Genomic DNA, 26,647 nt, shown 5'->3' with positions numbered 1-26,647 from the left:
CGTATTTGCTTCCGACACTCTAGGCATCAAACGCCAGTACTTCTCCACCGATCTGGACTCTTCTTGCCGTCTCGCAGCGGGCTGAGCACCGGCAACCAAAAAATGTCAGACCCCCATGACATGGTTTTTGTATGGGAATCATCGGGCAGGTCGTGGCAAGGCGGGCAGGGTCGCCGCGCGCCTATGAGTTGCTTCGCCAGCGCGCCCGTCGTTCTTTAGCTGTGCCTGCCCGGCTGGCAGAGTACGAGGGCTCCGCGCACAAGGACATTGCGTACGCTGGCTCTGAGACGGCAGCCACCGTTGCCGATAGAGCCCGTTGCGCAGGGCCGCTTGTTGGATTCGAGTCGGTGCCCACGCCCGGAGAGTCCGTGCCCGAAGAGGCGCGCGCGTGGCCCGAGGAACCCCCGCCAGAACAGTTGCCCGCGGAGTCCTCGTTGTCTGGTTTGCACGCTATGGAAGCGGCGCTCCTTGAAGGTGCTGCCGCAGCGGACGCGTTGCGATCAGTGGCGGCCGATGAGGTGCGGTTGTTCGGGTTTGTTGAGGCCGCGGATTTTGCTGGCAGGGTCGAGGAGATCTCCCGGTCGGTGGAGTACTTGCAGCTGGTTGCTGCGCGGGCGGTGGAACGGACCCGGAAGGAAGCTCAGCAAGCCCGGCCGGGGGTGTCGGCGGCAGCGCCGGAGTGGCGGACGGGGTGGACTGAGCCGGTGCCAGGACCCGAGACTGCGGCAGCTTCCCAGAGCGCGACTTCTCAGAGTAGGACGGGAACCGCCGCCACAGCTGGGGCGACCTTTGGTGAAGCACGTTCCACACCTTCCGCCGGTGGAGATGGTTTCGTGGCGGGGACCGAATCAGCACGTAGGTCTTCCGCCGCCAGGGCCAGTGTCTTGGATGACGGGTACCGGAACGCGGCGGAGTTCCTTCGGGCACGGTTGCGGATCGGCATCGGCGAGGCCCGGCGCAGGCTTGCCCTCGCCGCCGAGGTCCTCCCCCAGGCCGGCATAACCGGGCAGGACGTCCCCGCCCGGCGTGAAATCCTCGCCGACGCCATCGGATCGGCTTTGGTGCCCTCCCGGTCCGCGACGATCATCAGTACCGCCCTGGACAAAGTCCGGCACCTCGCAGAACCCGGGACCATCACCGACATGGAACACGCCCTCACCACCACCGCCATCGAATCCGATCCCGACTTCGTGGCCAAGATGGCCCGACGCTGGACCGACCTCATCGATCAGGACGGTCCCGAACCCACTGAAGAAGCACTCCGGCAACTCCAAGGCGCGTTCCTCCGCCGCCGACGCCGCCACGGACTCCACCACCTCGAAATCTTCGCCACCGCAGAACAATACGAAACCCTCACCACCGCCATGAACGCCGCCACCAACCCCCGACTCACCACCACAGCCGAGGGCGGCCCGGACGACGAACCTGGCACGGGAGCCCCGGCCGGAGCAGCCACAGACGGAACAGACCCCGACGGATCAGGCGCCGACGGCCGAGCGGCGCATGGAACAGGACCTGGATTAGCCGGCCCCGACTTGGACCGGCGCTCGAGGGCCCAGAAACTTCTCGACGGCCTCGTCGGTGCGTGCAGCGTCGCGATGAGCACCGGGAAACTCCCGTCGAACGGCGGCCTCCGACCCCAGGTCACCGTCACCATCGACCGCCGCGACCTCTTCAACCAACTCCAACTCAGCCCCACCCAGCCCGGCTCCGGGAACCGGCTCAGCACCGGGACCACCACATTCCTGGGCCCGATCCACCCGAACACCATCCGCAAAATCGCCTGCGACGCCGACATCGTCCCCGTCCTGCTCGGCAGCGACTCCCGCGTCCTGGACATCGGCCGCACCACCCGGATCTTCCCACCCCACATCCGCAAAGCCATCACCGCCCGCGACCAAGGCTGCGCCTTCCCCGACTGCACCATGCCCGCACCCTGGTGCGAAGCCCACCACACCACCTACTGGTCCCACGGCGGCACCACAGGCACAAACAACGGCACCCTGCTCTGCAGCCACCACCACCACCTCATCCACAAGGAGCAATGGCGCATCGACATGACAACAGGCATCCCCTGGTTCATACCCCCACCCCCCATCGACCCCCACCAAAAACCCCGACGCAACCACCACCACACACCCCTCAAAACATCAACAAGTCAGCCCAGGAGTGGTGGTGGTGGGTACGCGGTGAAGTGAGGCCTGGCCATTCGCGACCGAAAACCTGTTGAGTCACCGCTGTCTCAGGCGCGGCCCCAAAAAGGTGCGGCCATTGCAGGAGCGCGCCCGTTATAGGTCACAGCGCCACTTGCAGCGCCGTCCTGGAGTGCAGCCACGGCTGGGTTAGTGCGGAACCCGTCACGGCCGCCTTGGTCAGGGCCCTACGTGCCACCTCGCTACCGGCCACCGTGCCATTGGTCACGGCCGCACTGGGATCTGGGCCGTCCTCGGGCCCAGCCCTAACGTGGGCGACTCTGTCAGACACTCGCCTTGCCACATTCTTCGTGACCTTCAGTTCAGTTTGTCTTTCAGCTCAGCCGGTCTGCAAGGTCAGCGATCTTCCGTTCCAGTGCACTCCGTTCGGCGGCGTTCCCGCACAGGTTCAGGGCTTCCAGCAGGGCATTCCTTGCCTCCGTGTGGCGACCCAGTCTGGTGAGGAGTTCACCTCGAACTGTCGGCAGGAGGTGGGAGCCTTCAAGCTCACCCCTGCCCTTGAGTGCGTCCACGAGGTCCAGACCGGCAGCGGGACCTGAAGCCATGGCCACGGCAACGGCGCGATTGAGTTCAATAACGGGCGATGGAGACAGCCGCCCGAGGGCCTCGTACAGAATGACGATCCGTTGCCAGTCAGTCTCTGCCGCAGTCCGGGCCACTGCATGGCATTCCGCGATGGACGCCTGCAGCCCGTAGGCGCCCAGCCCCCGGCCCGCAGAGACCGCCGTCGAAAGTGCCGCCCTGCCCCGGCGTATGGCGGACTGATCCGATCGCCGTCGGTCCTGGTCTTCAAGAAGGACAGGCCGTCCGGCGGCGTCGAGCCTGGCAGGAAAGCGAGCGGCCGTCAGTTCCATCAGGGCCAAAAGGCCAAACACTTCGGGCTCGGGGGCCAGCCGTACCAACACACGGGCGAGGCGGCGTGCGTCACTGGCTAGTTCTGTCCGCATCCACGAATCCCCTCCGGAAGCGAAGGAACCTTCCGTGAAAATCAGATAGACAACCTGCAGCACCGAGCCCAGCCGCTCGGGAATTTCAGATGGCTCCGGCACGGCGAACGGGATGTGGGCCGCAGCAAGTGTCTTCTTTGCCCGTGTGATGCGGGCTTGGATAGTTGGAACGGGCATCAGGAACGCCTTGGCGATCTCCTCCGTGCCCATGCCGCCCACTACCCGCAGCGCCAAGGCAATCCGCGCTTCCTTGGACAACACCGGATGGCAGGAGATGAACATCAGCGCGAGCACGTCATCGTTGATCGAATCGGGGTTGAACAGAGTGTCCACGCCCGGTTCCTCCTCGGACAGGCCGCGGGCCAGCAAGGCGTACTTTTCGTCCCGCACGGCACGTCGCCGGAACGAATCGATCGCCCGACGCCGGCCCGCCGTCAGGAGCCAACCTGCCGGCTCTGCGGGGATGCCGCTGACCGACCAGGACACGAGGGCTTTTGCGAGCGCTTCCTGCGCAAGGTCCTCTGCCAATGTGAAGTCGCCGGTGTAGCGGGCAAGGGCGCCGACGATGCGGGCGGATTCGCTCCGCCACACAGCTTCGACGGCGGCCCTTGCCTCATTGCTGCTCACGCGGGTGGGTGTTGTCCGGAGTTTCCGTGGTGGGAATCAGAGCTGGCCGGTCTGCTCGCGCCATGCGCGCTCCTTTTGGATCCATTCGTTGTCTTGCGGGAACTCATCGATGCTGGTGACGCGGCGGATTTCGGTCTTGGTACCGGCTGTCATGGGCGCACGCTTGGCCCATTCGACGGCTTCCTGCTGGGATGCGACGTCCAGGATGTAGTAGCCGCCGAACAGTTCTTTTGTCTCTCCGTAGGGGCCGTCGGTGACAACCGGGGTTTCACCGGTGAAGTCCACCACGACGCCATCTTTCGCATCGTCAAGGCCTTCAGCGGCCAAGAGGACTCCGGCACGGATAAGTTCGTCGTTGAATTTGCCCATGGCTTCGAGGATCTCGTTGAAGTCGATGTTCTCGAATTTGGCGTAGGAAGCGTCGTCTGCCCGCATGATCAACATGTATTTCGCCATTTCACTCAATCTCCTGTGTCGTGGAAAGCCGCCTTTTCGACTTTCTCATCCATAGGTCGAACAGTGCGAGTAAAAATCGACAACACCTTGGAAGAGTTTTTGATGCGACGGAAAGGATCCCCCGGAATGCTCCAGGGGATCCTTGATCAACCGATCATCGTCGTAGTTGGTTCAGTTAGCGTCCGCCTCCTCCGATGACCCCCGCTTCAACAGCTTTGGTCACGGCGTCAGCTTCGGCTTGTGTGAGCTTGCCGTCCGTTACCGCTTTGTCGAGCTTGGTCTTCAGCGCAGCGGAACGCTCTTCCTGGGCGGCGGCACGGATTTCTTCCAGTGCCGTGGTGACCTTGGCTTCGTCTACACCGAGGGCTTCGGCGAGAGACTTCGCCAGGGCTGCATCCTGTGCTGTGCGGTCCGGCTTGGTTCCTTCCGTTCCTTGTGCGGGCGGTGTGGCGGGTTTGTTTGCCTCGCGGAACGCCTTTAAGGCTTCGGTGACCTTGGCTTCGTCCACTCCCAGCTTGGTGGCCAGTTCCGCGGCGATCTGGCCGCCGTCCCGGCCGTGTCCGTGGCCGCCGGGCCTACCGCCGCGATCTGACGGCGTGGTGGCGTCCGCGGATGACGTGGCGCTAGGCGACGGTGTGGTGGCAGCAGTGGCGATGCTGGTCGCGCCCAATCCGGCGCCCAATGCGAGCGCTCCTGCTGCGACGGTCAAGGTGATTCTCTTGGTTCTCGACATGTACCTCTCCTCAATGAGCCGTCCGTACGGCTGGTGTCTGAGGGACGGTCAATGGTGCCGTCCTCTTAACACCATGAGAGGCCCACCACAGCCCAGGCTGTTTCGAACCTGTCATTAGGCTGTGAAAGTAAAGCCGAGTCTGTGGGACGTGTCGTTAGCGGACCCGGTCCAGCGCGTCCAGCAGCCGCTTGACTGATCCACCCAGGTTCCAGTCAGAGGCCAGCTGCTCAAGTTCGGTGCGCGCGTCGCCGGTGACCGGGCGCAGTTCAGCACCCGCTTGTTCAAGCGTCGGCACCTTCAAGTCGCGCACAACGTTCACGACGGCGGGTGCCACCTTGAGGTAGTCAGCAGCCGCGGACAGCTTCGCCCGTATGGAAGCCGACAGACCGCCGTCGGGGTCTTCTGCCGCTTCAAGCAGTCCTTCCAATGATCCGTGCTCGCCAAGCAATGATGCTGCCGTCTTTTCTCCTATGCCGGCAACGCCGGGGAGCCCGTCGGAGGCATCGCCCCGGAGTGTTGCGAAGTCGGCATATTGCTGGGGCAGGACACGGTATTTGCCCACCACTACGACGTCCGTGACAACTTCCAGGTTTTTCATGCCCCGGGCGGTGTAGATGATACGGACCTCACGGTCATCGTCGACGAGCTGGAAAAGGTCGCGGTCGCCGGTGACCACGTCGGTCGGGATGTGCGCTTGGCTCGCATAGGTCCCCACGACATCGTCGGCCTCATGGTCGTCAACGCCCACCACGGCGATCCCGGCAAGGTCCAGTACACGGCGGATCATGGGTATCTGCGCTTCAAGGGGGTCCGGGACAACCTCAACGTCCGGGCCGTTTGGAACGATTTCAGCGACGCGGTGGGACTTGTAGCTGGGGATCAGATCCACGCGCCATTGAGGGCGCCAGTCGTTGTCCCAGCAGGCGACGAGGTGCGTGGCTTCGTAGTCGGTGGTGAGGCGGGCGATCATGTCCATGAGTCCCCGCACTGCGTTCACGGGTGTTCCGTCGGGTCGGCGGATGGAATCGGGCACACCGTAGAAGGCACGGAAGTACAGGGAGGCAGTGTCCAGGAGCATCAGTCGCGGCATACCTGATCCTGACATGCCCGTAGGCCAATCCGAAGGAGGCGAACACCAGGTTCTGTCATAAGACGCGTGAGGTACTTGAACGCGGGTGTGAGCCGCATTACGATTATTGGAGCGATAATAGAACACGCTGTTCTATTATCGAACAAACCTAGATCATTGCCCACAAAGAAGTGAGGAAAGCCCGTGCAGTTCCACCACCACGGTTACGTATCCGGTGACCCGCGAGTCGAGCCTGCGGCCGGCGTCGGAATCAACCGCCCAGCCGAGCTTCCCGACGAAGTTGACGTCCTTATCGTGGGCACGGGTCCTGCTGGGATGCTGACCGCGGCACAGCTTTCCCAGTTTCCGGATGTCACCACCCGCATTATTGAGCGACGTCCCGGTCGTTTGGCCATCGGCCAGGCAGACGGCATCCAAGCACGCAGCGTGGAGACCTTTCAAGCCTTCGGGTTTGCGGAGCGCATCACCGCCGAGGCCTACCGCATCACGGAGATGGCCTTCTGGAAGCCGGACCCGGCTGACCACTCCCGCATCGTCCGCGCCGCCCGCGCCGTGGATGATCCGGCCGGTATCAGCGAATTCCCGCACCTGATCGTCAACCAGGCCCGCGTCCTGGACTACTTCGCGGAGTTCATGGCCAACTCCCCCACACGCATGACGCCGGACTACGGCTATGAGTTCCACGGTCTCCAGGTCACCGGCGAGGGCGAATATCCTGTGGCCGTAACGCTTGCCCACACGTCCGGGCCCAACGAAGGCCACGAGCGGATCATCCGGGCCAAGTACGTCGTGGGAGCAGACGGCGCCCGCAGCAAGGTTCGCGAATCCATTGGCTGCCACCTTGCCGGCGACCAAGCCAACCATGCGTGGGGCGTCATGGACGTCCTCGCCGTCACCGACTTCCCTGACATCCGCACCAAGTGCGCCATCCAGTCCGGCGAGGGCGGCAGCATCCTGCTGATCCCCCGCGAGGGCGGCCACCTGTTCCGCATGTACGTGGACCTGGGCGAAGTTAATCCCAATGACAAAGGCGCTGTGCGCAAGACGACCATTGAGCAGATCATCCAAAAGGCCAACGACATCCTCCACCCGTACACATTGGACGTCCGCAACGTTGCTTGGCACAGCGTCTACGAGGTAGGCCACCGGCTCACGGACAGGTTCGACGACGTTCTGCCGGAGGAGCGCGGAACGCGCACCCCACGGGTGTTCATCACCGGCGACGCCTGCCACACCCACTCCGCCAAGGCCGGCCAAGGCATGAACGTCTCCATGCAAGACGGCTTCAACATCGGCTGGAAACTCGGCCACGTCCTCGAAGGCCGCAGCCCGGAAAGCCTGCTGGACACCTACTCGGCCGAACGCCAGGTAGTGGCGAAGAACCTCATCGACTTCGACAAGCAGTGGTCGACGTTGATGGCCAAGAAACCCGAAGAGTTCGAAGATCCCGCGGAACTGGAGACCTTTTACACCAGCACCGCCGAATTCCCGGCCGGCTTCATGACCCAATACGCCCCATCGATGCTTGTAGCCGAAGCACAGCACCAGGAACTCGCCACCGGCTTCCCGGTGGGTAAACGCTTCAAGTCCGCGTCGGTTGTCCGCGTCTGCGACACCAATCCCATGCACCTGGGTCACCACGCCAAAGCTGATGGGCGCTGGCGCATTTACGTTTTCGCTGACGCCGCCCAGGCTGGCGCCGCTGGTCCGGTGGCGGACTTCGCCGAGTGGATCGCGAACTCGCCGGAATCGCCGCTGGCCGCGACGCCGTCGAGCGCTGACCGCGACGCCTGGTTCGATGTGAAGGTGATCTACCAGCAAGACCACACCACCATCGATATCAACGCAGTACCTGCAGCTTTCAAGCCGACGGTCGGACCATTCAAGCTCACGTACCTCGAGAAGGTCTTCGGCGCCGACCCGAACGCTGACATCTTCGATACACGAGGCCTCAGCCGCGACGGCGTCGTTGTTGTCGTCCGCCCTGACCAGTATGTCGCCAACGTGCTGCCCCTGACGGCCACGGCGGAACTTGGCGGATTCTTCGCGCCGCTGTTGTCTGCGGGACGTACTGAAGCGGGCGCCGCAGAGCCGGGCTTGGTCAGCAACCAAGCCTGAACAGAACCGGAATCAGCCGGGGAGCCGACCGTCAACTCCCCGGCTGTTCCGGCGCCACACCGTGACGTTGTTCTATAGTGTCGGAGCGGTCAGGCAGAATGTGATTCATGGGGCGGTGGAGCGAAGATACAGTGATGAAGGCCGCTCCGGACTCTTCCTCGCTCGCAGCAGCACGGAAACTTGCACACCCCGGCCCGTGGTCTGAATCGGGCAGCAACGATGTCCTTGTTTGGGGAAAGTGCCAAGGCAGCGGAAAAACGCCGTACCAAGTGAGCGTGGACATCGTCGCACCCGCCTACCGGTGCTCGTGTCCCAGCCGGAAGTTCCCCTGCAAGCATGCTCTGGCCTTGCTGCTTCTTTGGTCCCGGGGTGAGGCGGCCGAGGCCGGTGCCGACGCCGCCGATTTCGCAAAGGAATGGGCCGGTCAAAGGGCTGATCGTGCCTCGGCCAAAGAACGTCGACAAGCCGAACAACCCGCAGATCCGGAAGCCCAGGCAAAACGTCTCGCCGCCAGGCTGGCCCTCATGGACGCCGGGATAGACGACTTCTCGCGCTGGCTGACGGACCTTGTCCGGACAGGACTTGCCGCTGCACGCAAGCAGCCTTATTCGTGGTGGGACGGTGTGGCTGCCCGTTTGGTGGACTCGCAGCTTCCTGGTTTGGCCGACCAAGTGCGGGACATGGCTTCCCAAATCCACGGCAGGACGGACTGGGCAGACCATCTCCTCCTTCACGCCGGCCGCTGGTGGGCGCTGGCCAAAGCATGGAAAGCACGGGACACACTCTCGCCGGAAGAATTCGCTGACGTCAAGGCTGCCCTCGGATGGGCCACGGCGTCTGCCGACGTACAGGATACCGAGTCCTTGGCGGGCCCGTGGCTGGTACTTGGAGCCCATCGGAGCGACGACGGACGCCTCCAGCAACAACGGACCTGGCTTCGCGCCCCCGACGGAACCATGGTGGTGGTCCTTGACTTCGCCGCGCAAGGCCAGGGGCTGGCGGCGCCGCAACTTGCGGGCGCACAGCTTGAAGCCACGGTTGCCCGCTACCCCGGCTCAGCACCGCAGCGTGCCATGTTCACCAGCGCCATCGTCCCGCAGGGGGTTGTCAAAAGCCTCGGGAACGGCAACAGCATCATGCAAGCGCTCGAACAGGAGTCAGCTGCAGTTGCGCGCTCACCATGGCGGACCCGGCACCCCGTGCTGTTGGGCGGCGTCACCGTCAACCCCGAGGAGAGGGGGTGGTTGCATGATCCAAAAGGCCACGCCCTTCCTCTGGTGGATGCTCCCCTTGACTCCCTGCTGGCACTGACCGGTGGCCATGCTGTGGACATTTTCGGCGAACTGGATGACGGCCGTTTTCGCCCGCTGACCGTCGTCGTCGACGGAATGGTGGTAACTCCATGATGTGGTTGGCTGAACTCCGAACAGCAGCGCTGGTGGGGACAGGACGACACGACGCACCCAAGCCGCCCGACGAACTGGGATTTCGTGCGCCTGAAGGCCTTCCCCGCGAGGAATCCCTGCTTGATCAAGCCGCCATGGCCGACGTCGCAACCCGTGCATCCCGGACAGCAGCCGCAGCCCCAAGCAGCGGGCTTGTTTCGCCGGCCCCGGCTGACACGGAGCCCCAAGCCAGTGGCGAGGCCGCCCGGCTCCTGGAACTCTTGCTGACCCAGCCACCCGTGGGGCTCGAACTGAGAACCCAGCTGGTAGTGGACTGGCTACGGTTCGCGGAAGAAACACGACGGCGGGTCCCCCACCGCCTGCTGCCCGCGTTGCTCCTTGTGGCCGAGACCAAATCCGCCGTTTTCAGGCGCCTTGAACCTGCCATTGGAACCCGCGGCCGCTGGCTGAAGGAATTCAAGAGCCCATCTTCACAGGAGGCTGCGGCAGAGTGGTCTGAACTTGGGAGCGCCGACGCCGCGGTAGAGCTTGAGCGGCTAAGAGGCCTTGATCCGGCAGCTGCGCGCGAGCAACTCCTGGCGCACTGGACGTCTCTCAGCGCAAGGGAACGCGCCGGCAACCTGGCATTGTTCGCCGGCAACGTGCATGATGACGACGAAGCACTGCTGGAGCAGGCCTTGGACGACAAAGCCAAGAGTGTTCGCGACGTGGCACTCCGGCTCCTGGACCAGCTTCCGGGGAGTGCCCGGGCGGCCCGCATGGCCGCCCGGCTGGTACCCCTGCTGCACGTCAAAGGGCTCTTGAACAAACGGCTGGACATCGATCTCCCTCCGGACCCTGACGGGGCGGCACTACGCGACGGGGTTCCGGCCGACCCGCGCAGGGGCGAACCAGACCGACTGGCGCGGTTGGACGCCATCATCAGTGGAGCCCCGCTGGATGTATGGACGTCGGTTTCGGGCCGGAACCGGGCGGCCACCGCTGCATTGGTGCAGGGCGAACCGCGCATCCTGGACGTATTGATCGCCACCGCTGCCGCCCGCAAAGATACCGAGTGGGCGCGCGCGCTGCTCACCGTCAGGACGGACAGAAGACTGCTGGTCTGCCTGCCTGCCGAAGAACGGGAACATTGGCTGGAGCGGCATGTCCGGGAAAGCGGCGACGACCCCTTGACGCTGGCTCCGCTTCTGCAAGACCTGCCGCAGCCGTGGTCCGTGCCCTTGGCTGAAGCTGTGCTCACAGTGATCTCCGGCAAGGACGGGGGCCAGTTGGCAGCATCCCTGGCCGCAGTTTTGCCTACCGCGCTTCCACCTGAGGCCAACCAACGTTGCCGGCAGCTTCTGGAACGAACAGACGACGACGTCGCCCGGCGCCGAGTGTTGCGCGACGCAGTCCAATACCAATCATTCAGACAATCCCTGACGGAGGCTTTCCGATGACCGATGCCCAGAACGCAACAGAGGTCCTTCGCGCCCACGCCGAGAATGCGTACGCCGATGAACTCAGCGCTTTGGCTGCAGTTGACGACCGCCCCCGTCCCCCCAGCTGGCGGCTGTCTCCCTGGGCTGTCACCACGTACATCCTGGGAGGAACCCTGGCCAATGGCGCGCGGATCACCCCGAAGTATCTCGGATCTGAACGCCTGGTGGAAATCGCCGTGGCATCACTGGCCACAGACCGCGCCCTGCTGTTGCTGGGTGTCCCGGGAACCGCCAAAACGTGGCTTGGTGAGCATCTGGCGGCAGCCATCTCAGGCTCGTCCACGTTGGTGGTGCAGGGTACTGCCGGCACGCCCGAAGAGGCTCTGCGGTATGGATGGAATTATGCCCGCTTGCTGGCCGATGGCCCCTCCCGCGCCGCCATGGTTCCGGGTCCTGTCATGCGGGCCATGGAAACAGGAAGCCTGGTGCGGGTAGAGGAGCTCACTCGAATACCCTCCGATGTGCAGGACTCCCTCATCACCATCCTCAGCGAGAAGACCCTGCCCATCCCTGAGCTCAATGAGGAAGTTCAGGCGCGGAAGGGCTTCAACGTCATCGCCACAGCGAACAACCGCGACAAAGGCGTCAACGACCTCTCGTCCGCCCTTCGCCGCCGCTTCAACACCGTGGTCCTGCCGCTCCCTGACAGCATCGACCAAGAGGTGGAAATCGTGACCACACGCGTTCGCAGCCTGGGAGAGTCCTTGGAGCTGCCAGCCGATTTGGCTGCACTGTCCGAGATCCGCCGAGTGGTTACCGTCATGCGCGAACTGCGTTCAGGCGTGACCCAGGACCAACGCACCACCATCAAATCGCCATCCGCCACGCTATCCACGGCAGAAGCCATCTCCGTGATGACCAACGGGCTCTCCCTGGCAGCGCACTTTGGCGATGGCACCGTACGGGCGGAGGACGTGGCCGCCAGCTTGGTGGGCGCAGTGATCAAGGATCCGGTGCAGGACCGCGTGATTTGGCAGGAATACTTGGAGACAGTCGTCCGGAACCGGCCTGAATGGAAAGACCTGTACCGGGCCTGCCGCGACCTCGAATCGTCCAACTGAAACATGACAGACGTCCATATTCTGGGGATCCGGCACCACGGTCCGGGTTCTGCCCATTCCGTCGCTGAGGCCTTGGCCACCCTTCGGCCCGATCTGGTGATGGTGGAAGGGCCGCCGGAACTGGACCAAGTCATCCCGCTGGTCACGGATCCGGACATGGTTCCGCCCGTCGCCGGCCTGATCTACGCGGTGGGCGAGCCCCGTTTAGCTTCCTTCTACCCGATGGCCAGCTTCTCGCCCGAGTGGGTGGCGATTCGTTGGGCCCTGTCCACGGGCAAGTTGGTGCGAGCCATCGATTTACCCGCGGCGCACACGTTTGCGCTGCGGGCCGCGGAGGAACGTGCCCTGTCGGCTACTGAGGAGGAAGAGCCTGCCGCTTCTACTCCCGACGACGGCTTGGAACCTCCCGCCGTCCCGCAGCAGGCCTACCGGCCAGACGCCATCGGGATGCTGGCCGAAGCTGCCGGTTACAGCGATGCTGAACGCTGGTGGGAGGACGCGGTAGAGCACCGGAAGGCAGACCCTGTTGAACGGTTCGAAGCCCTCATCGATGCGATCTCCGAAATCAGGGCCTTGGACCAACGTCCCGCTGACCATCCTGACGTGGTGGAGAACAACCGCAGGGAAGCTGCCATGCGACGCCTTTTGCGCGCCGCCATACGCGAAGGGCATGAACGCATCGCAGTGGTGTGCGGCGCGTACCACGCACCGGCGCTGGTGCCCGCCGGTTTCCCTTCACTTTCTGCCGACAACAAAGTGCTCGCAGGCTTGCCCAAAACCAAGGTGGCCGTCACCTGGGTCCCTTGGACCTCGAGCCGGCTCAGCCTGGGCAGCGGATACGGTGCAGGCGTCACCGCGCCCGGCTGGTATCAACACCTGTTCGCACATTGGATGGCCCAGGACCCCACGAGGGACGTTGCCACTACATGGTTGGTTCGGGTAGCCCACGCCCTGCGGAAAGAGAACCTGGATGCTTCCACGGCCTCCGTGGTGGAGGCCAGCAGGATGGCTGCTGCCTTGGCTGCCGTTCGCGGACGGCCCAGCCCTGGCCTACCTGAACTGGACGATGCAGCGCAGACTGTTCTCTGCGATGGTTCTCCCCTGCCACTGGCTTTGGTACACAGGGAGCTCACCGTCGGACACGAGCTCGGAAAAGTACCGGATACCGTACCCACCCTGCCCTTGGCCGCCGACCTCGCCGCCACCCAGCGTAGCTTGCGCATGAAGCCCGGCGCGATGCAGGAGGTCATGGTCCTGGACCTGCGCAAGCCGAACCAGCTGGCGCGTTCGGTGCTCCTCCATCGTCTGGCCCTGCTGGGTGTGGATTGGGGTCAGCCAACGGACACCGGTCGGACTACCGGCACGTTCAAGGAGGCTTGGATCCTTGAATGGAAGCCTGAGCTGGCTGTTTCAGTGGTAGAAGCAAGCCGCTACGGCACCACCGTTGCCTCCGCCGCCGGCGCCTTCGTCTCCGAGCAGGCGCAGGCAGCCGAAAGCCTGCCTGTTTTGAGCAAACTGTTGGAAAGCTGTCTGTTGGCCGAACTGCCCGACGGTATTGCCGGAGTCGTATCTGCCCTGGCTGAACGCACCGCCCTGCAGCAGGACGCCGCGCCTCTCTTGGAAACCATCGCCCCTCTTGCCCGCACCTGCAGATACGGAAATGTCCGCGGGGTGGACGTGAGCGATGTCCGGAAGATCCTGGAAACCACGGTGGTGCGGTCCTGCGTGGCTTTGCCTACTGCTTGCGCCGGGCTCGATGACGACGCCGCGGGAGCTATGCGGCGCGCCATCGACTCAGCTCAAGACGGCCTTACCTTGCTTCCGGAACTGCCCATGGACGATTGGCACACTGCTTTGGGCGCCGTGGCCCATTCCGATCAGATCCACGGCGCGGTGGCCGGCAGGGCCACACGGCTCCTCCTGGATGCGGGCTTGGTGGATGGAGACGACATCGCCGCACGGCTTAGCCGACGCCTGACCATCGCCACCCCCGCTCCGGAAGCCGCCGCCTGGTTGGATGGGCTGCTGTCCGGCGATGCGACGCTGCTGATCCACGATCGGCGGCTCCTGCAGATTGTCGATGACTGGGTGGATGGCGTGGACGATGACGTGTTCGAGGACGTTCTGCCCCTGGTCCGCAGGACATTCTCGGCCTTCAGCAGGCCCGAGCGGCGCGAAATTGGCGAGCAGTTGAGCCGCGTCGGGTCCACCGCCCTTACCGCAGAGTCCACCAGCGCGGACCTGGCCGCAGCCGGCCCGGCACTACGAGCGATGGCAAAGATCCTTGGATGGGAGGCAATTTCATGAGCGATGTTTCTGCCGATGCCAATGTTTCCAACGGAGACAACCGTGACCGGTTGAGCCGGTGGCGTCTGGTCCTCGGCGGGCACGACGCTGATGGCATCACGACGGCGGAGGACATGCCGGTTCAGCTGTCCGACGACGACGTTCGCCGTGATCAGGCGCTGGAGGAGCTCTACGGTGACGGGTCCAAGCAACGTGGAGGGCTCGGTTCGTCCAGCCCGCGCGTGGCCCGATGGCTCGGTGATATTCGCGGATATTTCCCATCGTCAGTGGTCCAAGTGATGCAGGCCGATGCCATGGACCGGCTAGGCCTGAGGCAGCTGCTCCTGGAACCGGAGATGCTCCGCACTGTCCAACCGGATATTGGATTGGTGAGTACCCTCGTGGGCCTGGGCCGGGTGATCCCCGAGGCTTCCCGGGAGACAGCAAGGTCCGTCATCCGGCAGGTCACCAAGGAACTTGAAGAACGTCTACGTGCCAGGACCATCCAAGCAGTCTCCGGCGCACTCAACCGATCCGCTCGGACCCGCCGGCCACGGCACCGGGATATCGACTGGAACAGGACCATTGCCGCCAACCTCAAGCATTACCAACCCGAGTACAGGACGGTAGTGCCCGAGAGGCTCCATGGCCATGCCAGACGCAGCTCCGAGATTCAGCGGGAGATCATCCTGTGCATCGACCAGTCGGGGTCCATGGCTGAATCCGTGGTGTACTCCAGTGTCTTCGGCGCAGTCCTCAGTTCACTGCGGTCCGTGAGCACCAAGTTGGTGGTCTTTGATACCGAAGTTGTGGATCTGACCGACGATCTGGATGATCCCGTGGACGTGCTGTTCGGCGTGCAGTTGGGCGGCGGTACCGATATCAACCGAGCACTGGCCTACTGCCAGGACCAAATCACCAAACCCACCGAAACCATCCTCGTACTGATCAGCGACCTCTATGAAGGCGGCATAGCCGAGGAAATGCTGCGTCGTGCCGCCTCAATTGTGGGCGGCGGCACCACCATGATTGCGTTGCTGGCCTTGAGCGACAGCGGCCATCCATCCTTCGATTCCAGCCATGCCGCAGCGCTGGCCGGCATCGGTGTGCCTGCATTCGCGTGCACGCCGGATCTCTTTCCGGACATGATGGCTGCCGCCATTGAACGCCGGGATGTCAGCGAATGGGCAGCTTCCCAGGACATCCCCACAAGTCACGAAACGTAGCGGCAGATCCCTGGGGACTTGGCGGCCTTGGGGATCTGGCGGCGGAAGACCAACAGGGCGAGAATTAGCTGGTGGTCCCTCCTCGCAACGGCGGGGGCGGCGACACCCTGAATGACGCCGCCCGCAAGATCCAGCGCGTCTACCTCACCTTGACGCTGGGTAATACCGTCGCGGCGTCTTTCATCTGGGGAATCAACACCCTGTTCCTGCTGGATGCCGGCCTGAGCAACCTGGAGGCTTTCGCCGCCAACGCCTTCTTCACAGCCGGAATGGTTCTTTTCGAGATCCCCACAGGGGTGGTTGCTGATGGGTGGGGGCGGCGTGTCTCGTTCCTGCTGGGCACGGTGACACTGGCCGTATCCACTTACCTGTACTACGTGATGTGGCAGATCTCCGCCCCCTTCTGGATGTGGGCGGTCGTATCCGTCCTCCTGGGCCTCGGCTTCACGTTCTTCTCCGGCGCCGTTGAGGCATGGCTGGTTGATGCCCTTCGCTTCTCCGGCTACGAAGGAGGGCTGGAATCCGTGCTGGGGCGCGGCCAAATGGTTCAGGGCGTAGCGATGCTGGTGGGCTCAGTGGCCGGCGGGGTGATTGCCCAGGCCACCAACCTTGGCGTGCCGTTCCTCCTCCGCGTGCTGGTACTGCTCGCCATGTTCGCGGTGGCCTTTGGACTCATGCACGACGTCGGCTTCACGCCTGAGCGTTCCACCCACCCCCTCCGCGCCACCCGCGCGGTGCTGTCCGCGTCGATCCAGAACGGTTTGAAGAACCCGCCCGTCCGGTACGTGATGTTGGCAGCGCCGTTCAGTGCCGGCGTCGGTATTTACGTCTTCTACGCACTGCAGCCGTACCTTTTGGACCTGTTCGGCGACCCGGAGGCCTATTCAATAGCGGGCTTGGCCGCTGCGATCGTGGCGGGATCGCAGATCCTGGGCGGCTGGCTCGCCCCCCACGCCCGGAGGTTGTTCCACAGACGCACGTCCGTGCTCATCCTCGGCGCCTTGGTTGGCGGCCTGATTCTGCTGGTCCTGGGCTTGACTCGGATCTTCTGGGTGGCGCTGGTGTTGCTCGCGCTGTGGGCCGTTGTAGGTTCTGCGGCCACGCCCGTCCGGCAGGCCTATGTAAACGACATGATCCCGTCCAAGCAACGGGCCACCGTCCTGAGCTTCGATTCACTGATGGGTTCCAGCGGCGGCGTCGTCATCCAGCCCGCCCTGGGCCGGGGAGCCGACCTCTACGGCTACCCGGCATCATTGGCCATGGCCGGTGTCATCGAGCTCATCGCATTGCCTTTCCTGCTGGCCAGCCGGAAGCACGGCGCGACGGCGGACCGGGCCTCGACGTCCGAGACCGAAGCCGACCAGGAGCCCCGGCAATGAGCATCGTGTTCGGCGGAATGGCCGCAAGCCTGGACGGCTTTATCGCCTCCGAAAGCGGCGACCTCTCGTGGTTGAACAACTCCATGGGAAAAAACGAAGACTACGGTTTTGAATCGACCGAGCGGAGGACCGGCGCCTACATCATCGGAGCCAACACTTTCCGCGAGGTGTCGAAGATTGGAGGAGGATCCAAGGTCCCAACGTATGTTGTCACGCACGATCAAACGCTAGCTACCAAGGGCAGGACGGAACTGTTCTCCGGAGACCTGCGCGAGCTCGTCACCCGGATCAAGGAATCCATCCCCCAGGACAAGGACATTTGTCTCTTCGGAGGAGGCGAGTTGGTCACGGAGTTCGTCGAGCTGGGCTTGATTGACGAACTCGGTTTGTCCATCATCCCGGTGGTTCTGGGCGGCGGCGTCCCCTTCTTCGGCCGGGTCAGCCAGTGGACCACACTGGAACTCCTGGAGTGCCGGCACTATCCCTCCGGAATCGTGCTGCTCAATTACCGGTTGAAGAACAAAGGAAAAGCTCCCGATGGCGGCTAGTCACCTGAGGCGGGCAGCGGCGCCAGCAGCGCCTCCTGCAGTTCAGGACTGACCCCTGGAGGGACATCCAACTCCACAGCCAGGGCAAGGAGCGCACGGCTGAAGTAGTTCCGCGCCGCAGCCGCCAGGGTGATATCCGCGATCTCGCGGTCGCTGAAGCCTGCGTCGCGAAGCCGCTGCGTATCGTCGTCGTTCATTGCGGCGGCATCAGTGCTGAGTTTCACGGCATAGTCCATCATGGCTACTTCCTCGGGAGGCAGCCCGGCTTCGCGATAATCATGGGCGATGGCGCGCAGTTGCTCCTCGTCGATGATGGTCAGGGTCTTCTTGCCGTGAGCCAACCTGCAGTGCGACGACCCAATCGCCTGGGCTGCGGCGAGGGTCACCAGCTCATAGCGCCGGAGGCCCAAAGACGAACTGATGGCTTGCGTGAGTGACTCCCAGATCTGGTGCGCCTCGGGGTTCAGGCTCATGGCTTTGGTGTGGCTGGGAACGTAACCCATGGAACGGATATCGGCTTCATAGATTTCGGCCGTCAGCCCGGTGGCCCCGGATTCGGACGGCACTTTTAGAATGGACATGGGGGCCATTGTGGCCCTGCGTCACCTGGATGTAAATGCAGCCCAAGTACGGAAGACTGGGAGCACCCACTACTGAAAGCGCGGTTGGCACGTGATCTCCCTGCAGCAGGACCCCCAAGGCTTTATCCGGATGAACAGGCATTTTCCCGCCAGCGTTTCCGTGGCCGTCGTCTTTTCCGATGGAAGCCAGGAAGTATTCACCGGGTGGCGGCTCAACGAGATCTACGACGAAGCGCTCGCAGCCTACAGGGCGGGCAATCACCTGGACGCCAAGGGGTTCAACCGGGGGCCCCAAAAGAAGGTCCAGCAGGGCATTGACTTCGTGCCGGTCTCGCCGGGAATGTCCACCTAGCTCAGCTTCTCCGCAGGCTATCTTGGCTTGCCCGAGGCGTGCTCCACGCAAAATGGCGTCCAGGGCCGAGCCTCAAGCCGTCCCTCCGGAATAGCTACTGCACAGATTTCGCATCGACCATAGTTCCCGGCGGCAATCCGCTCCAGGGCTGCGTTGATCTGATCCAGGCCAACCCGGCTCTGCTCCAGCAGTGCGGAAGCCTGAGAGAGCTCGAACGCTATGGTGCTGCCCTCAGGGTCGTGCTCGTCGTCCACATTGGAGTCCTGCCGGGCAAGGCTTACCGAACTGATGTCGCTTCGCAGCGACTTCAGCAGGGAGAGTTTGCGGTCACGTTCCTCCTCAAGGAGAAGCCGAAACCGCTCCACATCAACCACGGCAGGTCATAGTTCTACAGTGCCGCTTTCGCCCACGCTGAACCGGGAATGCGTGACCTACGACTTAACCCATTGGAGTACCGTCGCGGCTGTTCCGCCGGGGCTGGTCCAGTACTCGGCGGATTCCGAGTCAACGCGCAGGAGACACACTTCAGGGGTGTCCGGGCCGTCGGGGAACCATGCCTCCACCACCTGGTTCCACATTTCGCGGATCTTCTCCCGGTCCGTGACAACCTCGGCAGTCCCGGCTATGGAAACCCATTCGGTGTTTTTACCGAATGAAACATTGACCCGCGGCTCTTGACGCACATGGGCAACCTGCGAGGTGCCCAGTCCCGTAAAGAACCACATGTCGCCGTCGTCCTTGACTTCCTGAACGGCCAGTGGCCGGCTGACCAGGGCCCCCGATTCGTTGATAGTGGTCAACATTCCGATCCTGGAGTCGTTGATGATGTCAACAACCTTGCTGATTCCCTGCTCTTCGGTCATGCCTCGCCTCGTTTCCCTTCAGCTCGGGGACTTTCCCCAAGCGACCAGCCTATTAGTAAGACTACTGATTTACTAGGCGCCCAAGGAGTGCGGGAGCAGCCGGAAGCAAAGGTGCAAACTGCTCCGGGAATCATGCTGCCGCTCCAACCGTTCTCTTGATGTGACATGCCGACGGCGGTCAGGCTTGCCCGGTTCGGGGCAGGCGTAGCAACGGGAAGTTTGGGGACTGCCATGACGTTGATTGAAACCATTGATCGCCTGAGGACCGCACACCTCATGGTTCGGGACGCCAACGAGTGGGACGGACTGTCGGCCGCCCTCACAGAGGCCTATGACGCCACTGACGATGACCTCATAGAGCAGTTGCAGCCGCCGTTTCTCCAGTCGTGGCGGACGGTTACCCGGTACGTGCTCCGCGACACCTTCGACCATGCGGGCATCTCAGTCACCGAGCCCGTGGATCCATGGGGAATCGCAGTCCTCACCTCGGGCGGGAGCAGTACAGAACCTCTTCTTTGCGTGGTGACGACACCGGAGCCGCAGGACGCCGGCACGGCCAACTTGACGGGACGCCGTCTGCTGACATTCTCGGAAATGATGACCCACTACGCAGAGTGCTTGGAGCCCCTCTTCGCCAAGCAGCGCGCTTAACCGGATACTACCGGAGCAGCGGAAGTCATCCTCTGGTCAGCGGGGCGTCGATGACGCGGGGAACGTACTCAAGCAGCTGGAGCCGGCCGTCAAACGTCCGGCTGTCCACCATGTCCAGAGCGACATCCGGGTATCCGTCGTAAATGCGCTCACGCCCTGTCTTCCCGGTTATCACGGGAAAGACGACCAAACGGTACCTGTCCACCAGTCCGGCTGCCAGCAGGGAGCGGCAAAGGCTCAAGCTGCCCAGCGTGCTGAACGTTCCTGATCGGGTCCGCTTCAGTTCCCGCACGGCCTCCACAGCGTCACCGGAAATAAGCTCCGAGTTGGGCCACACCAGGGGCTCCTTCAGCGTGGAGGAGAAGATGATTTTGGGCATGGCAGCCAGCCCGGTCAAGCTGGCGCCCTCTTCCTCGGAGAACCCTGAACTGTCCCCAGACGCTTCCTCCGACATGCTGGACATCACTCGATACGTGGTGGCCCCCATGAGGGTGGTGAAGTCCTTCTTTCCCTCTTCGTCGAGCCAGGCCAAGTATTCCGGACCTTCCAAACCCCACCAGCCGGGCCACCCTTCGGCGGAAGCGTAGCCGTCCAGGGAAATGATCAGGTCCACCATCAGGGTTGCGGTCGTCTCACTCATAGCAGTCTCCTCGGTTTAACCGTGCGCGTTGACGGTGCGCGGAAATGCTAGCTCCGGTGCGCTCGGGCGTTCAAGAGGTCCGCACTAGAGGAGAAGGAGGAAGAATCCCCCAAGGGTGCTGAGAATCCCGACACCAGTGAGGATCCAGCCCAGAATCAACACAGTGTTGTCGTGACGCGGTGGCTGCAGTGAACATCGGGAGGGGTGGCAGAGGTCGTAATGGACCACCACTGAGCGGGAATCGATGCTGCCGTCGTGGGCAGGGATGTCCAACAGGACCTTTTGTTCCTCGTTCGACTGATCCAGCCATTGCACGCCCAGAAATCCCCCGGCAGCGAACTGTTCTCCGGCCGCAGTCCCCCAAACACACCGACGCTTGGCCAGGACCCAGGCGCTGATCAGAAGAGGCACGCCCGGAACGAACCCCACCCACGTCATCATTTCCAGGATGGGGCCAAGGAAATCCAGGGAATCGGCCATGAGTCGATCCTATGCGTAGGAGGTGAACACCGCGCAGGACATGAACATCGCGCAGAACATGAACACCGCGCAGGAGGTGAAGTCAGCGCAGGAGGTGTGAGCGTCAGACCGTCCGGTCAACTCTTGAACGCCAGAGCAGGTAAACGAAATACGGGGCGCCCACCAGTGCCGTCATAATTCCGGCGGGAATCTGGGCCGGCGCTATGACCGTGCGGCCGATGACATCCGCCAGGACCACCGTGCAGGCGCCAATCAGCGCCGCCACGGGCAGGACACGCGAGTGTCGTGCACCCACCAGTGTGCGGGCCGCGTGCGGTGCAACCAGGCCCACGAAGGCAATGACGCCAACTGATGAGACAGCCCCAGCAGTCAGCAGCACTGCGATGGAGAGCAGGATCAGCCGGGATCCGGACAGCCTGATTCCAAGCACCCGGGGCGAATCGTCGTCCACGGCGATCAAGTCAAGATCGCGCCGCATGCCCGCCAGAACCGGTAGCGCCAGCACCAGGGCAAGCAACGGGGGCAGGACGGAGGCAAAGTTGCGGCCATAGGTGGAGCCGGAGAGCCAGGTCAGGGCTTTGGTCTGATTGAATGGGTCCGTTGTCACCAGGAGGACTGTGATGGCAGCTGCCAGCCCCGCGGAAATGCCGATGCCGATCAAAACTAGTTTGTTCTGTTGAAGCCCACCGCTGAAGGCCAGCCCGAAGACCAGAAGCGCAGACAGGGCCGCTCCCCCGAGCGCTGATCCGGTGATGACCCACGAACCGGCCGTCGGAACGGTGGTGATGACGATGATTGCGGCCAAGCCACCACCGCCGGAGACGCCAAGGATGCCGGGTTCGGCCAGCGAGTTCCGGGACACTGCTTGGATCAGCGCGCCGGCGAGGGCCAAGGCAGCTCCGGCAAGAACGGCCGCCAGAACACGCGGCATTCGGGTACCCAGAACCGCGCTGACACGGTTTCCCGACTGTCCGGTGAGCCAATTGATGAGATCACCGAGCAGGAGTTTGGCATCACCCAGCAATGCTCCGGCCACCAGCAAAGCAGTGAGCAGGACCAGGAGTCCGATCAAGACGGTGAGGAAGAACCTGCGGGATCGAAGCCGCGCCAGGGCATCACCGGCAACGCTCAATCCGGCATCGGACATCCGCATGGCCAGGATTACCAGGAAGACGGCGCCGAAGACCGTTGTAACAGCACCGGTGGGAACTTCAACGCCTGCCTGCGCACCGAAAAGCCCTCGGACCAGGACATCAGCGCCGATGACCACCACGGCACCGGCCAGGCCCGAGATAGGCAGCAGAGCACGATGCCGGCCCAGGCCGCGGAGGCGGGAGGCCAGGAGGCGCACAATCGCCGGGGCACAGAGCCCAACAAATCCGATCGGACCAGCGATGGTCACCGCTGCGGCGGACAGGACGACGGCAAGTACGACGGCGCCAACCCGGGCAAGGCGCGGACCTGCACCTGCCAGCCGGGACGCGTCGTCACCCAGTCCGAGGAGATCCATCCTGCGGGCGAGGAGGAAAAGCCCTGCTATGGCCAGGAGAACTACAGGGGTGAACTGGATCAGCTCATCGGTGCGGGACTGCGAGAGGCTGCCCTGCCCCCAGGCATAGAGGCCGGTAGTTTCCTGACTGAACAAGAGAAGGAAGGCGCTGGTGGCAGAATGCAGCCCCAACGCCAATGCTGTGCCTGCGAGGACCAGGCGGATAGGACCGCCGTTGCCATTGGCACCTCCGCCTGACAACGCCAGGACGAGCACCGCCGCGGCGAGGCCGCCGATGAACGCGATGCCACCGGACAAGAGTGCCGGAAGGGACAGGCCGAACGCCGCCACAGCCACTATGGCGAAATGCGCGCCGGCGTTCACAGCCAGAGTGTCAGGGGAAGCAAGGACGTTGCGGGTGGCCGACTGCAAAGCCGCGCCGGCCACCCCCAAGGCGGCGCCGACCAGCAGGCCGGCGAAAAGTCGCGGTACCCGCGAGGCGACCAACACTGCGGTTTCCTGGTCCGAACCGCTGCCGGTAAGCAACCCCAGCAACTGGAGAGGGCCGACGTCGGCTGTTCCTTGTGTGAGGTGGATCAACGAGAACAATGCCAGGAGTACCACCCCCGTGCCAGCCACCAGGGCTGGTCCGGAACGACGGCGGGCACCCGGTCCAGTCGCCGGCGGGGGCACGGGAGTACCTGCCACGGCCGCGGGAACGGTCATGGCGGGCCTTTTCACAGTGTCGGTCATGCGTGGGGACTACTTGGTGAGGGAGGCGACGATTGCGTCGACGTACTGGGTCATCGAAGCGGGGCCACCGAACATCCAGATACCGTCCGAAAGGCGGTGCACATTGCCGGCCGCCACGAACGGAAGCGACTTCCATACTGCGTTGTCGGTCAGCTGTTCAGTGAAATCGCCGTCCGCGCTGTTGGTTATGTACACGAAGTGATCGGCGTTGACGGCCGTCAAGCCTTCCACGTCCGTGGAACCCAGGCCGTAGGCAGGGTCGCCTTCAACGGTCCACGGGTTCACCAGGCCAAGTTCGGTGTTGATGTCTGCCAGCAGGGATCCCTTGGTGAAGGGGCGGATGGAGACCTTGCCGTCTGCGACCCAGCCGTCGGCGAATGCCACGCGGGAACCGCCCACGCCGGCCTTCTCAAGCTCGGCCTTGCCCTTTGTCACGGCTGCGTCGAATGCCGCGATGGCCTCGTCGGCTTTCGTCTCGGTGCCGGTTGCCTTGGCGACGAGCTTCAGGTTGTCCTCGGCCTGCGCGATTTGGCGGCTGCCATCGGCTGACTTCACCACAACGACGGGAGCCAGCTCTTCGAGCTGCTTGATCACTGGCTCGGCGAGGTCGGTGGTGGCGACGATCAGGTCAGGGTCGAGGGAAGCAATGGTGTCGAAGCTGGGCTCGTTGCGCGTTCCGATGTCCGTGGGAGTGCTGTCCAGCTTGCCGGCGGTGACCCAGGCGCTGTAGCCCTTGACGTCCGCGACGCCTACCGGCATGACGCCGAGGGTGGTCAGGTTCTCCACTACGTTCCATTCGGTTCCGACCACGCGCTTGGCGGGGCCGTCGAGTTTAACCTCGGTGCCGCGGGCGTCGGTAACAGTGATGGCTTCACCGGCGCCGGCGCTGTTCGACGCCGAGCTCGCGGGGCCTTCGGTGGTGCCGCAACCGGTGAGCAGGACCGCCAAGGCAGCGGTAGCCGCGAGGGCCTTGTGGATTTTCATGGACACGGTGGTCCCTTTCGTATTGGGGAGTTATGACGTATTACAGGGGTTTAGTTGTCGTTGTGCCGTCCGACGGCGCGGGTGCGCAGCCTGCCGGTCAGCGGATCTGTGTGAGTAACGATGGGGATTGAATAGACATCACTGAGAAGCGCAGCATCGAGAGCCTCGTGGGCGGGTCCGGCGGCCGCTATGCGACCCTCGGACAGAACCACCACGTGATCGGCAAGTGCGGCTGCCTCATCGAGGTCGTGCAGGACAACGCCGATTGCCACTCCATGGACGCGGGCGAGGTCGTACACCAGATCGAAAATCTCCACTTTGTAGCGGAGGTCCAGGTGGTTGGTTGGTTCATCGAGCAGCAGAACCGAGGTGTCTTGCGCCAGGCAGCTTGCCAGCCATACACGCTGCAGTTGTCCGCCCGACAGTTCGTGGACGCCCCGGGAAGCAAGCCCGGCTACGCCAGTCAGCTCCATGGCACGGTGGACGGCGGCAGGACCTTCAGGATCGGCCGCGCGCCACCGTCCCCGGTACGGATGGCGTCCGAACTCGACGACGTCGCGGACACTCAGCCCGTGCGGCACGGGACGGCTCTGGGAGAGCAGTGTCACATGCCGGGCGAAGTCGCTGCGCTTCATCATCAGCGCATCCGTTGCCTCACCGTCGGCGGGCTTGACCTTCACGGTTCCGGAAGATGCCTCGTGCAATCGCGCAAGCGCGCGGAGCAGGGTGGACTTTCCGCTGCCATTCGGACCCACCAGCGCAACGATACGACCCGGCTCAAGGCGAAGTCCTGCTCCATGGACCACATCCTTGTCCCCATAACGGAGGACCAGGTCAGTAGCCTCGAGCCCGGAGAGTTCACTCAGTTCAATCACAAAATGAAAGATTAGCTTAGCCTTACCTAATTCCCGAAACGTGTCAGTAAATGTCACTCAGGACCTGCCCGCGGGAGCGCCCATGACGTGCGACGCTTGATTCATGGACCTGGAAATCTCGCCCTCGCTGACGATCCCCGCCGCGGAACTCAGCTGGCGATTCTCCCGTTCGTCCGGACCCGGCGGTCAGCACGTGAATACCACCGACAGTCGTGCGGAGTTGATGTGGAGTGTCGCCGGATCGGCGAGTCTGACAGATGAGCAGCGGCAGTTGCTGCTCACACGCCTCGGACGCCGGCTCGTCGCTGGGGTGATTACCGTGACCGCGTCGGAGGAGCGATCCCAACTACGGAATCGCGACATCGCTGTGGCCAAGCTCGCCGAACTCATCAGGGCAGGCCTCGTTCCGGAGACCGTCCGCCGCGCCTCCAAGCCGACGCGCGGTTCCGCCCGACGCCACCGTGCAGCAAAAGAACTCAGATCAGCGACCAAGCAGCAACGACGCCGACCAGCCGCGGAGTAGGCTTCATCCCCTGTTAGCTGACGGCCGCTGGTGAGACCATACAGTCATGTCACCCATTCAACGCATCCGTCCGGACGGGCTCGTGACCAGTCCTGCCTTCAGCCACGTCGCCGTTGTTCCTCCCGGCGCCACCACCATTTACGTCGGCGGGCAGAACGCCGTGGACGCACAGGGTGCACTCATCGGGGAAGGCGATGCGGCTGTTCAGTCTGCACGCGCCCTGGACAACGCCAAGACAGCATTGGAGGCCGTAGGAGCAACACTCGGAGATGTCATTCAGTGGACCGTACTCTTCGTCGACGGCGCCGACCTCTCAGCCGGGTACGGAGCCATTGCTGCCAAGCTCGCATCCGACGAACCGCCCTTGGTGACCGCAGCGTTTGTGGCGGGACTAGGCGTACCAGGGGCCTTGGTGGAGATCAGTGCGGTGGCCGCCGTCGAGCGCCCCTAAGAACTGCTGATCTCAACCCACTGCGAACGCCATTCCGGAGCCGGAAAGGCCTCACTCCAGTATGCTGTCTCCTTGGCGATCTTGCCGTCGCGAAATTCAAAGATGAAGACCGTCTCAAAGGTGGGTCCACCGTAGTCCAGCCGTGCCTCAGCGACCACCAGATTGCCGTCGCTGAGCAGGCGACGCGGCGTGATGGTGGGGAGCTGCGGAAAGGCGTTGTAGATGCCCCGCCGGTTCTCTGCGCCGCGAACAAGCTCGCCGGACTGAGGCCAGTGCATCACGGCGTCGTCATGGAAGAGCTCATCCATAACCTCGATCCGGCGATCGTTGATGCAGTCGATTAACCGCTTGACCACGTTCTCATTGCCGCCTTGTTCTTGAACGCCCTGGTCCCCGAGGATTTGTTCAGCCATGAACCGCATTGTCCTCTCGGG

Annotated in this window: 26 protein-coding genes; 13 read left to right on the top strand and 13 right to left on the bottom strand. The window is 63.5% G+C overall.

All coding sequences use genetic code 11. The annotated features are described in order from the left end of the window. Nucleotides 1–131 precede the first annotated feature (131 nt). Nucleotides 132–2,198: an HNH endonuclease signature motif containing protein gene (locus ARUE_RS10965; RefSeq protein ID WP_014921841.1), complete on the top strand. Its 2,067-nt coding sequence runs from the start codon at nt 132–134 to the stop codon at nt 2,196–2,198. A 329-nt stretch (nt 2,199–2,527) separates the two neighbouring features. Here the strand turns inward: ARUE_RS10965 and ARUE_RS10960 are convergent, their stop codons facing one another. The 4 genes from ARUE_RS10960 to ARUE_RS10945 all read right to left on the bottom strand — a co-directional run bounded on the left by ARUE_RS10960 (nt 2,528) and on the right by ARUE_RS10945 (nt 6,081). After that, nucleotides 2,528–3,787 carry an RNA polymerase sigma factor gene (locus tag ARUE_RS10960; RefSeq protein ID WP_014921840.1) on the bottom strand — a complete coding sequence of 420 codons (1,260 nt, stop codon included), beginning with the start codon at nt 3,785–3,787 and terminating at the stop codon, nt 2,528–2,530. Nucleotides 3,788–3,823: 36 nt separating this feature from the next. Beyond that, nucleotides 3,824–4,243, bottom strand: a complete 420-nt coding sequence (locus ARUE_RS10955; RefSeq protein ID WP_014921839.1) for a YciI family protein — start codon at nt 4,241–4,243, stop codon at nt 3,824–3,826. A gap of 175 nt (nt 4,244–4,418) precedes the next feature. Next, a complete protein-coding gene (locus ARUE_RS10950; protein ID WP_014921837.1) occupies nt 4,419–4,976 on the bottom strand; it encodes a Clp protease N-terminal domain-containing protein in 558 nt (185 codons plus the stop codon). A 154-nt stretch (nt 4,977–5,130) separates the two neighbouring features. Continuing rightward, nucleotides 5,131–6,081 carry a 5'-3' exonuclease gene (locus tag ARUE_RS10945; protein WP_011774722.1) on the bottom strand — a complete coding sequence of 317 codons (951 nt, stop codon included), beginning with the start codon at nt 6,079–6,081 and terminating at the stop codon, nt 5,131–5,133. Between the two features lie 168 nt (nt 6,082–6,249). Between ARUE_RS10945 and ARUE_RS10940 the strand changes: the two genes are divergently transcribed. The 8 genes from ARUE_RS10940 (at nt 6,250) to ARUE_RS10905 (ending at nt 17,571) form a co-directional block, all read left to right on the top strand. Further along, complete coding sequence (locus tag ARUE_RS10940; protein WP_014921836.1) at nt 6,250–8,184, top strand: FAD-binding monooxygenase; 1,935 nt, start codon at nt 6,250–6,252, stop codon at nt 8,182–8,184. A 107-nt stretch (nt 8,185–8,291) separates the two neighbouring features. After that, nucleotides 8,292–9,590 (top strand): SWIM zinc finger family protein, encoded by a 1,299-nt coding sequence (locus ARUE_RS10935; RefSeq protein WP_014921835.1) that lies wholly within the window; start codon nt 8,292–8,294, stop codon nt 9,588–9,590. Beyond that, on the top strand, nt 9,587–11,029 hold the full coding sequence (locus ARUE_RS10930) for a DUF5691 domain-containing protein (protein ID WP_014921834.1): 1,443 nt from the start codon (nt 9,587–9,589) through the stop codon (nt 11,027–11,029). The genes ARUE_RS10935 and ARUE_RS10930 overlap by 4 nt, the downstream gene beginning before the upstream one ends. Further along, nucleotides 11,026–12,132: an ATP-binding protein gene (locus ARUE_RS10925; protein ID WP_011774718.1), complete on the top strand. Its 1,107-nt coding sequence runs from the start codon at nt 11,026–11,028 to the stop codon at nt 12,130–12,132. The genes ARUE_RS10930 and ARUE_RS10925 overlap by 4 nt, the downstream gene beginning before the upstream one ends. Before the next feature lie 3 nt (nt 12,133–12,135). Next, nucleotides 12,136–14,439, top strand: coding sequence for a DUF5682 family protein (locus tag ARUE_RS10920; RefSeq protein ID WP_014921833.1), 2,304 nt, complete (start codon nt 12,136–12,138; stop codon nt 14,437–14,439). After that, nucleotides 14,436–15,644: a VWA domain-containing protein gene (locus ARUE_RS10915; protein ID WP_286139605.1), complete on the top strand. Its 1,209-nt coding sequence runs from the start codon at nt 14,436–14,438 to the stop codon at nt 15,642–15,644. The genes ARUE_RS10920 and ARUE_RS10915 overlap by 4 nt, the downstream gene beginning before the upstream one ends. A 71-nt stretch (nt 15,645–15,715) precedes the next feature. Next, a complete protein-coding gene (locus tag ARUE_RS10910) occupies nt 15,716–17,023 on the top strand; it encodes an MFS transporter (protein ID WP_014921831.1) in 1,308 nt (435 codons plus the stop codon). Then, nucleotides 17,020–17,571, top strand: a complete 552-nt coding sequence (locus ARUE_RS10905) for a dihydrofolate reductase family protein (protein WP_014921830.1) — start codon at nt 17,020–17,022, stop codon at nt 17,569–17,571. Before ARUE_RS10910 ends, ARUE_RS10905 begins: the two co-directional genes overlap by 4 nt. Here ARUE_RS10905 and ARUE_RS10900 read toward each other — a convergent pair. After that, entirely contained in the window at nt 17,568–18,161 is a 594-nt protein-coding gene (locus ARUE_RS10900) for a carboxymuconolactone decarboxylase family protein (RefSeq protein WP_011774713.1), read from the bottom strand. The two genes, ARUE_RS10905 and ARUE_RS10900, sit on opposite strands and share 4 nt — an antisense overlap. A gap of 82 nt (nt 18,162–18,243) precedes the next feature. Between ARUE_RS10900 and ARUE_RS10895 the strand changes: the two genes are divergently transcribed. Then, nucleotides 18,244–18,504, top strand: a complete 261-nt coding sequence (locus ARUE_RS10895; protein ID WP_011774712.1) for a hypothetical protein — start codon at nt 18,244–18,246, stop codon at nt 18,502–18,504. Between the two features lie 17 nt (nt 18,505–18,521). Here ARUE_RS10895 and ARUE_RS10890 read toward each other — a convergent pair whose 3' ends face one another. Next, nucleotides 18,522–18,878 (bottom strand): TraR/DksA family transcriptional regulator, encoded by a 357-nt coding sequence (locus tag ARUE_RS10890; protein WP_014921829.1) that lies wholly within the window; start codon nt 18,876–18,878, stop codon nt 18,522–18,524. 57 nt (nt 18,879–18,935) lie between these two features. Then, entirely contained in the window at nt 18,936–19,367 is a 432-nt protein-coding gene (locus ARUE_RS10885; RefSeq protein ID WP_014921828.1) for a pyridoxamine 5'-phosphate oxidase family protein, read from the bottom strand. A gap of 231 nt (nt 19,368–19,598) precedes the next feature. Between ARUE_RS10885 and ARUE_RS10880 the strand changes: the two genes are divergently transcribed. Next, nucleotides 19,599–20,018 carry a hypothetical protein gene (locus tag ARUE_RS10880; RefSeq protein WP_286139604.1) on the top strand — a complete coding sequence of 140 codons (420 nt, stop codon included), beginning with the start codon at nt 19,599–19,601 and terminating at the stop codon, nt 20,016–20,018. A gap of 25 nt (nt 20,019–20,043) precedes the next feature. Here the strand turns inward: ARUE_RS10880 and ARUE_RS10875 are convergent, their stop codons facing one another. The 5 genes from ARUE_RS10875 to ARUE_RS10855 all read right to left on the bottom strand — a co-directional run bounded on the left by ARUE_RS10875 (nt 20,044) and on the right by ARUE_RS10855 (nt 25,239). Then, the gene (locus ARUE_RS10875) at nt 20,044–20,658 is read right to left on the bottom strand and encodes a dihydrofolate reductase family protein (protein WP_014921826.1); all 615 of its coding nucleotides are present in this window, start codon (nt 20,656–20,658) and stop codon (nt 20,044–20,046) included. A gap of 84 nt (nt 20,659–20,742) precedes the next feature. Further along, complete coding sequence (locus tag ARUE_RS10870; protein WP_014921825.1) at nt 20,743–21,138, bottom strand: hypothetical protein; 396 nt, start codon at nt 21,136–21,138, stop codon at nt 20,743–20,745. A 103-nt stretch (nt 21,139–21,241) separates the two neighbouring features. Beyond that, nucleotides 21,242–23,380 carry an iron ABC transporter permease gene (locus tag ARUE_RS10865; RefSeq protein WP_014921824.1) on the bottom strand — a complete coding sequence of 713 codons (2,139 nt, stop codon included), beginning with the start codon at nt 23,378–23,380 and terminating at the stop codon, nt 21,242–21,244. 9 nt (nt 23,381–23,389) lie between these two features. Beyond that, nucleotides 23,390–24,370 (bottom strand): ABC transporter substrate-binding protein, encoded by a 981-nt coding sequence (locus ARUE_RS10860; protein WP_014921823.1) that lies wholly within the window; start codon nt 24,368–24,370, stop codon nt 23,390–23,392. 44 nt (nt 24,371–24,414) lie between these two features. Further along, nucleotides 24,415–25,239, bottom strand: a complete 825-nt coding sequence (locus ARUE_RS10855) for an ABC transporter ATP-binding protein (protein WP_014921822.1) — start codon at nt 25,237–25,239, stop codon at nt 24,415–24,417. Between the two features lie 103 nt (nt 25,240–25,342). Here ARUE_RS10855 and arfB point away from each other — a divergent pair, with 103 nt between their 5' ends. Next, complete coding sequence (gene arfB / locus ARUE_RS10850) at nt 25,343–25,762, top strand: alternative ribosome rescue aminoacyl-tRNA hydrolase ArfB (RefSeq protein WP_011774703.1); 420 nt, start codon at nt 25,343–25,345, stop codon at nt 25,760–25,762. Between the two features lie 46 nt (nt 25,763–25,808). Further along, on the top strand, nt 25,809–26,213 hold the full coding sequence (locus ARUE_RS10845) for a RidA family protein (protein WP_011774702.1): 405 nt from the start codon (nt 25,809–25,811) through the stop codon (nt 26,211–26,213). Here ARUE_RS10845 and ARUE_RS10840 read toward each other — a convergent pair. After that, nucleotides 26,210–26,626 carry a nuclear transport factor 2 family protein gene (locus ARUE_RS10840; protein ID WP_238324598.1) on the bottom strand — a complete coding sequence of 139 codons (417 nt, stop codon included), beginning with the start codon at nt 26,624–26,626 and terminating at the stop codon, nt 26,210–26,212. The two genes, ARUE_RS10845 and ARUE_RS10840, sit on opposite strands and share 4 nt — an antisense overlap. Nucleotides 26,627–26,647: the final 21 nt, after the last annotated feature.

Origin of the sequence: Arthrobacter sp. Rue61a (assembly GCF_000294695.2) — a bacterium.
Classification (GTDB): domain Bacteria; phylum Actinomycetota; class Actinomycetes; order Actinomycetales; family Micrococcaceae; genus Arthrobacter; species Arthrobacter aurescens_A.
Note: the sequence above shows the minus strand (reverse complement) of the source record. Positions and strands in the feature narration are given on the sequence as shown.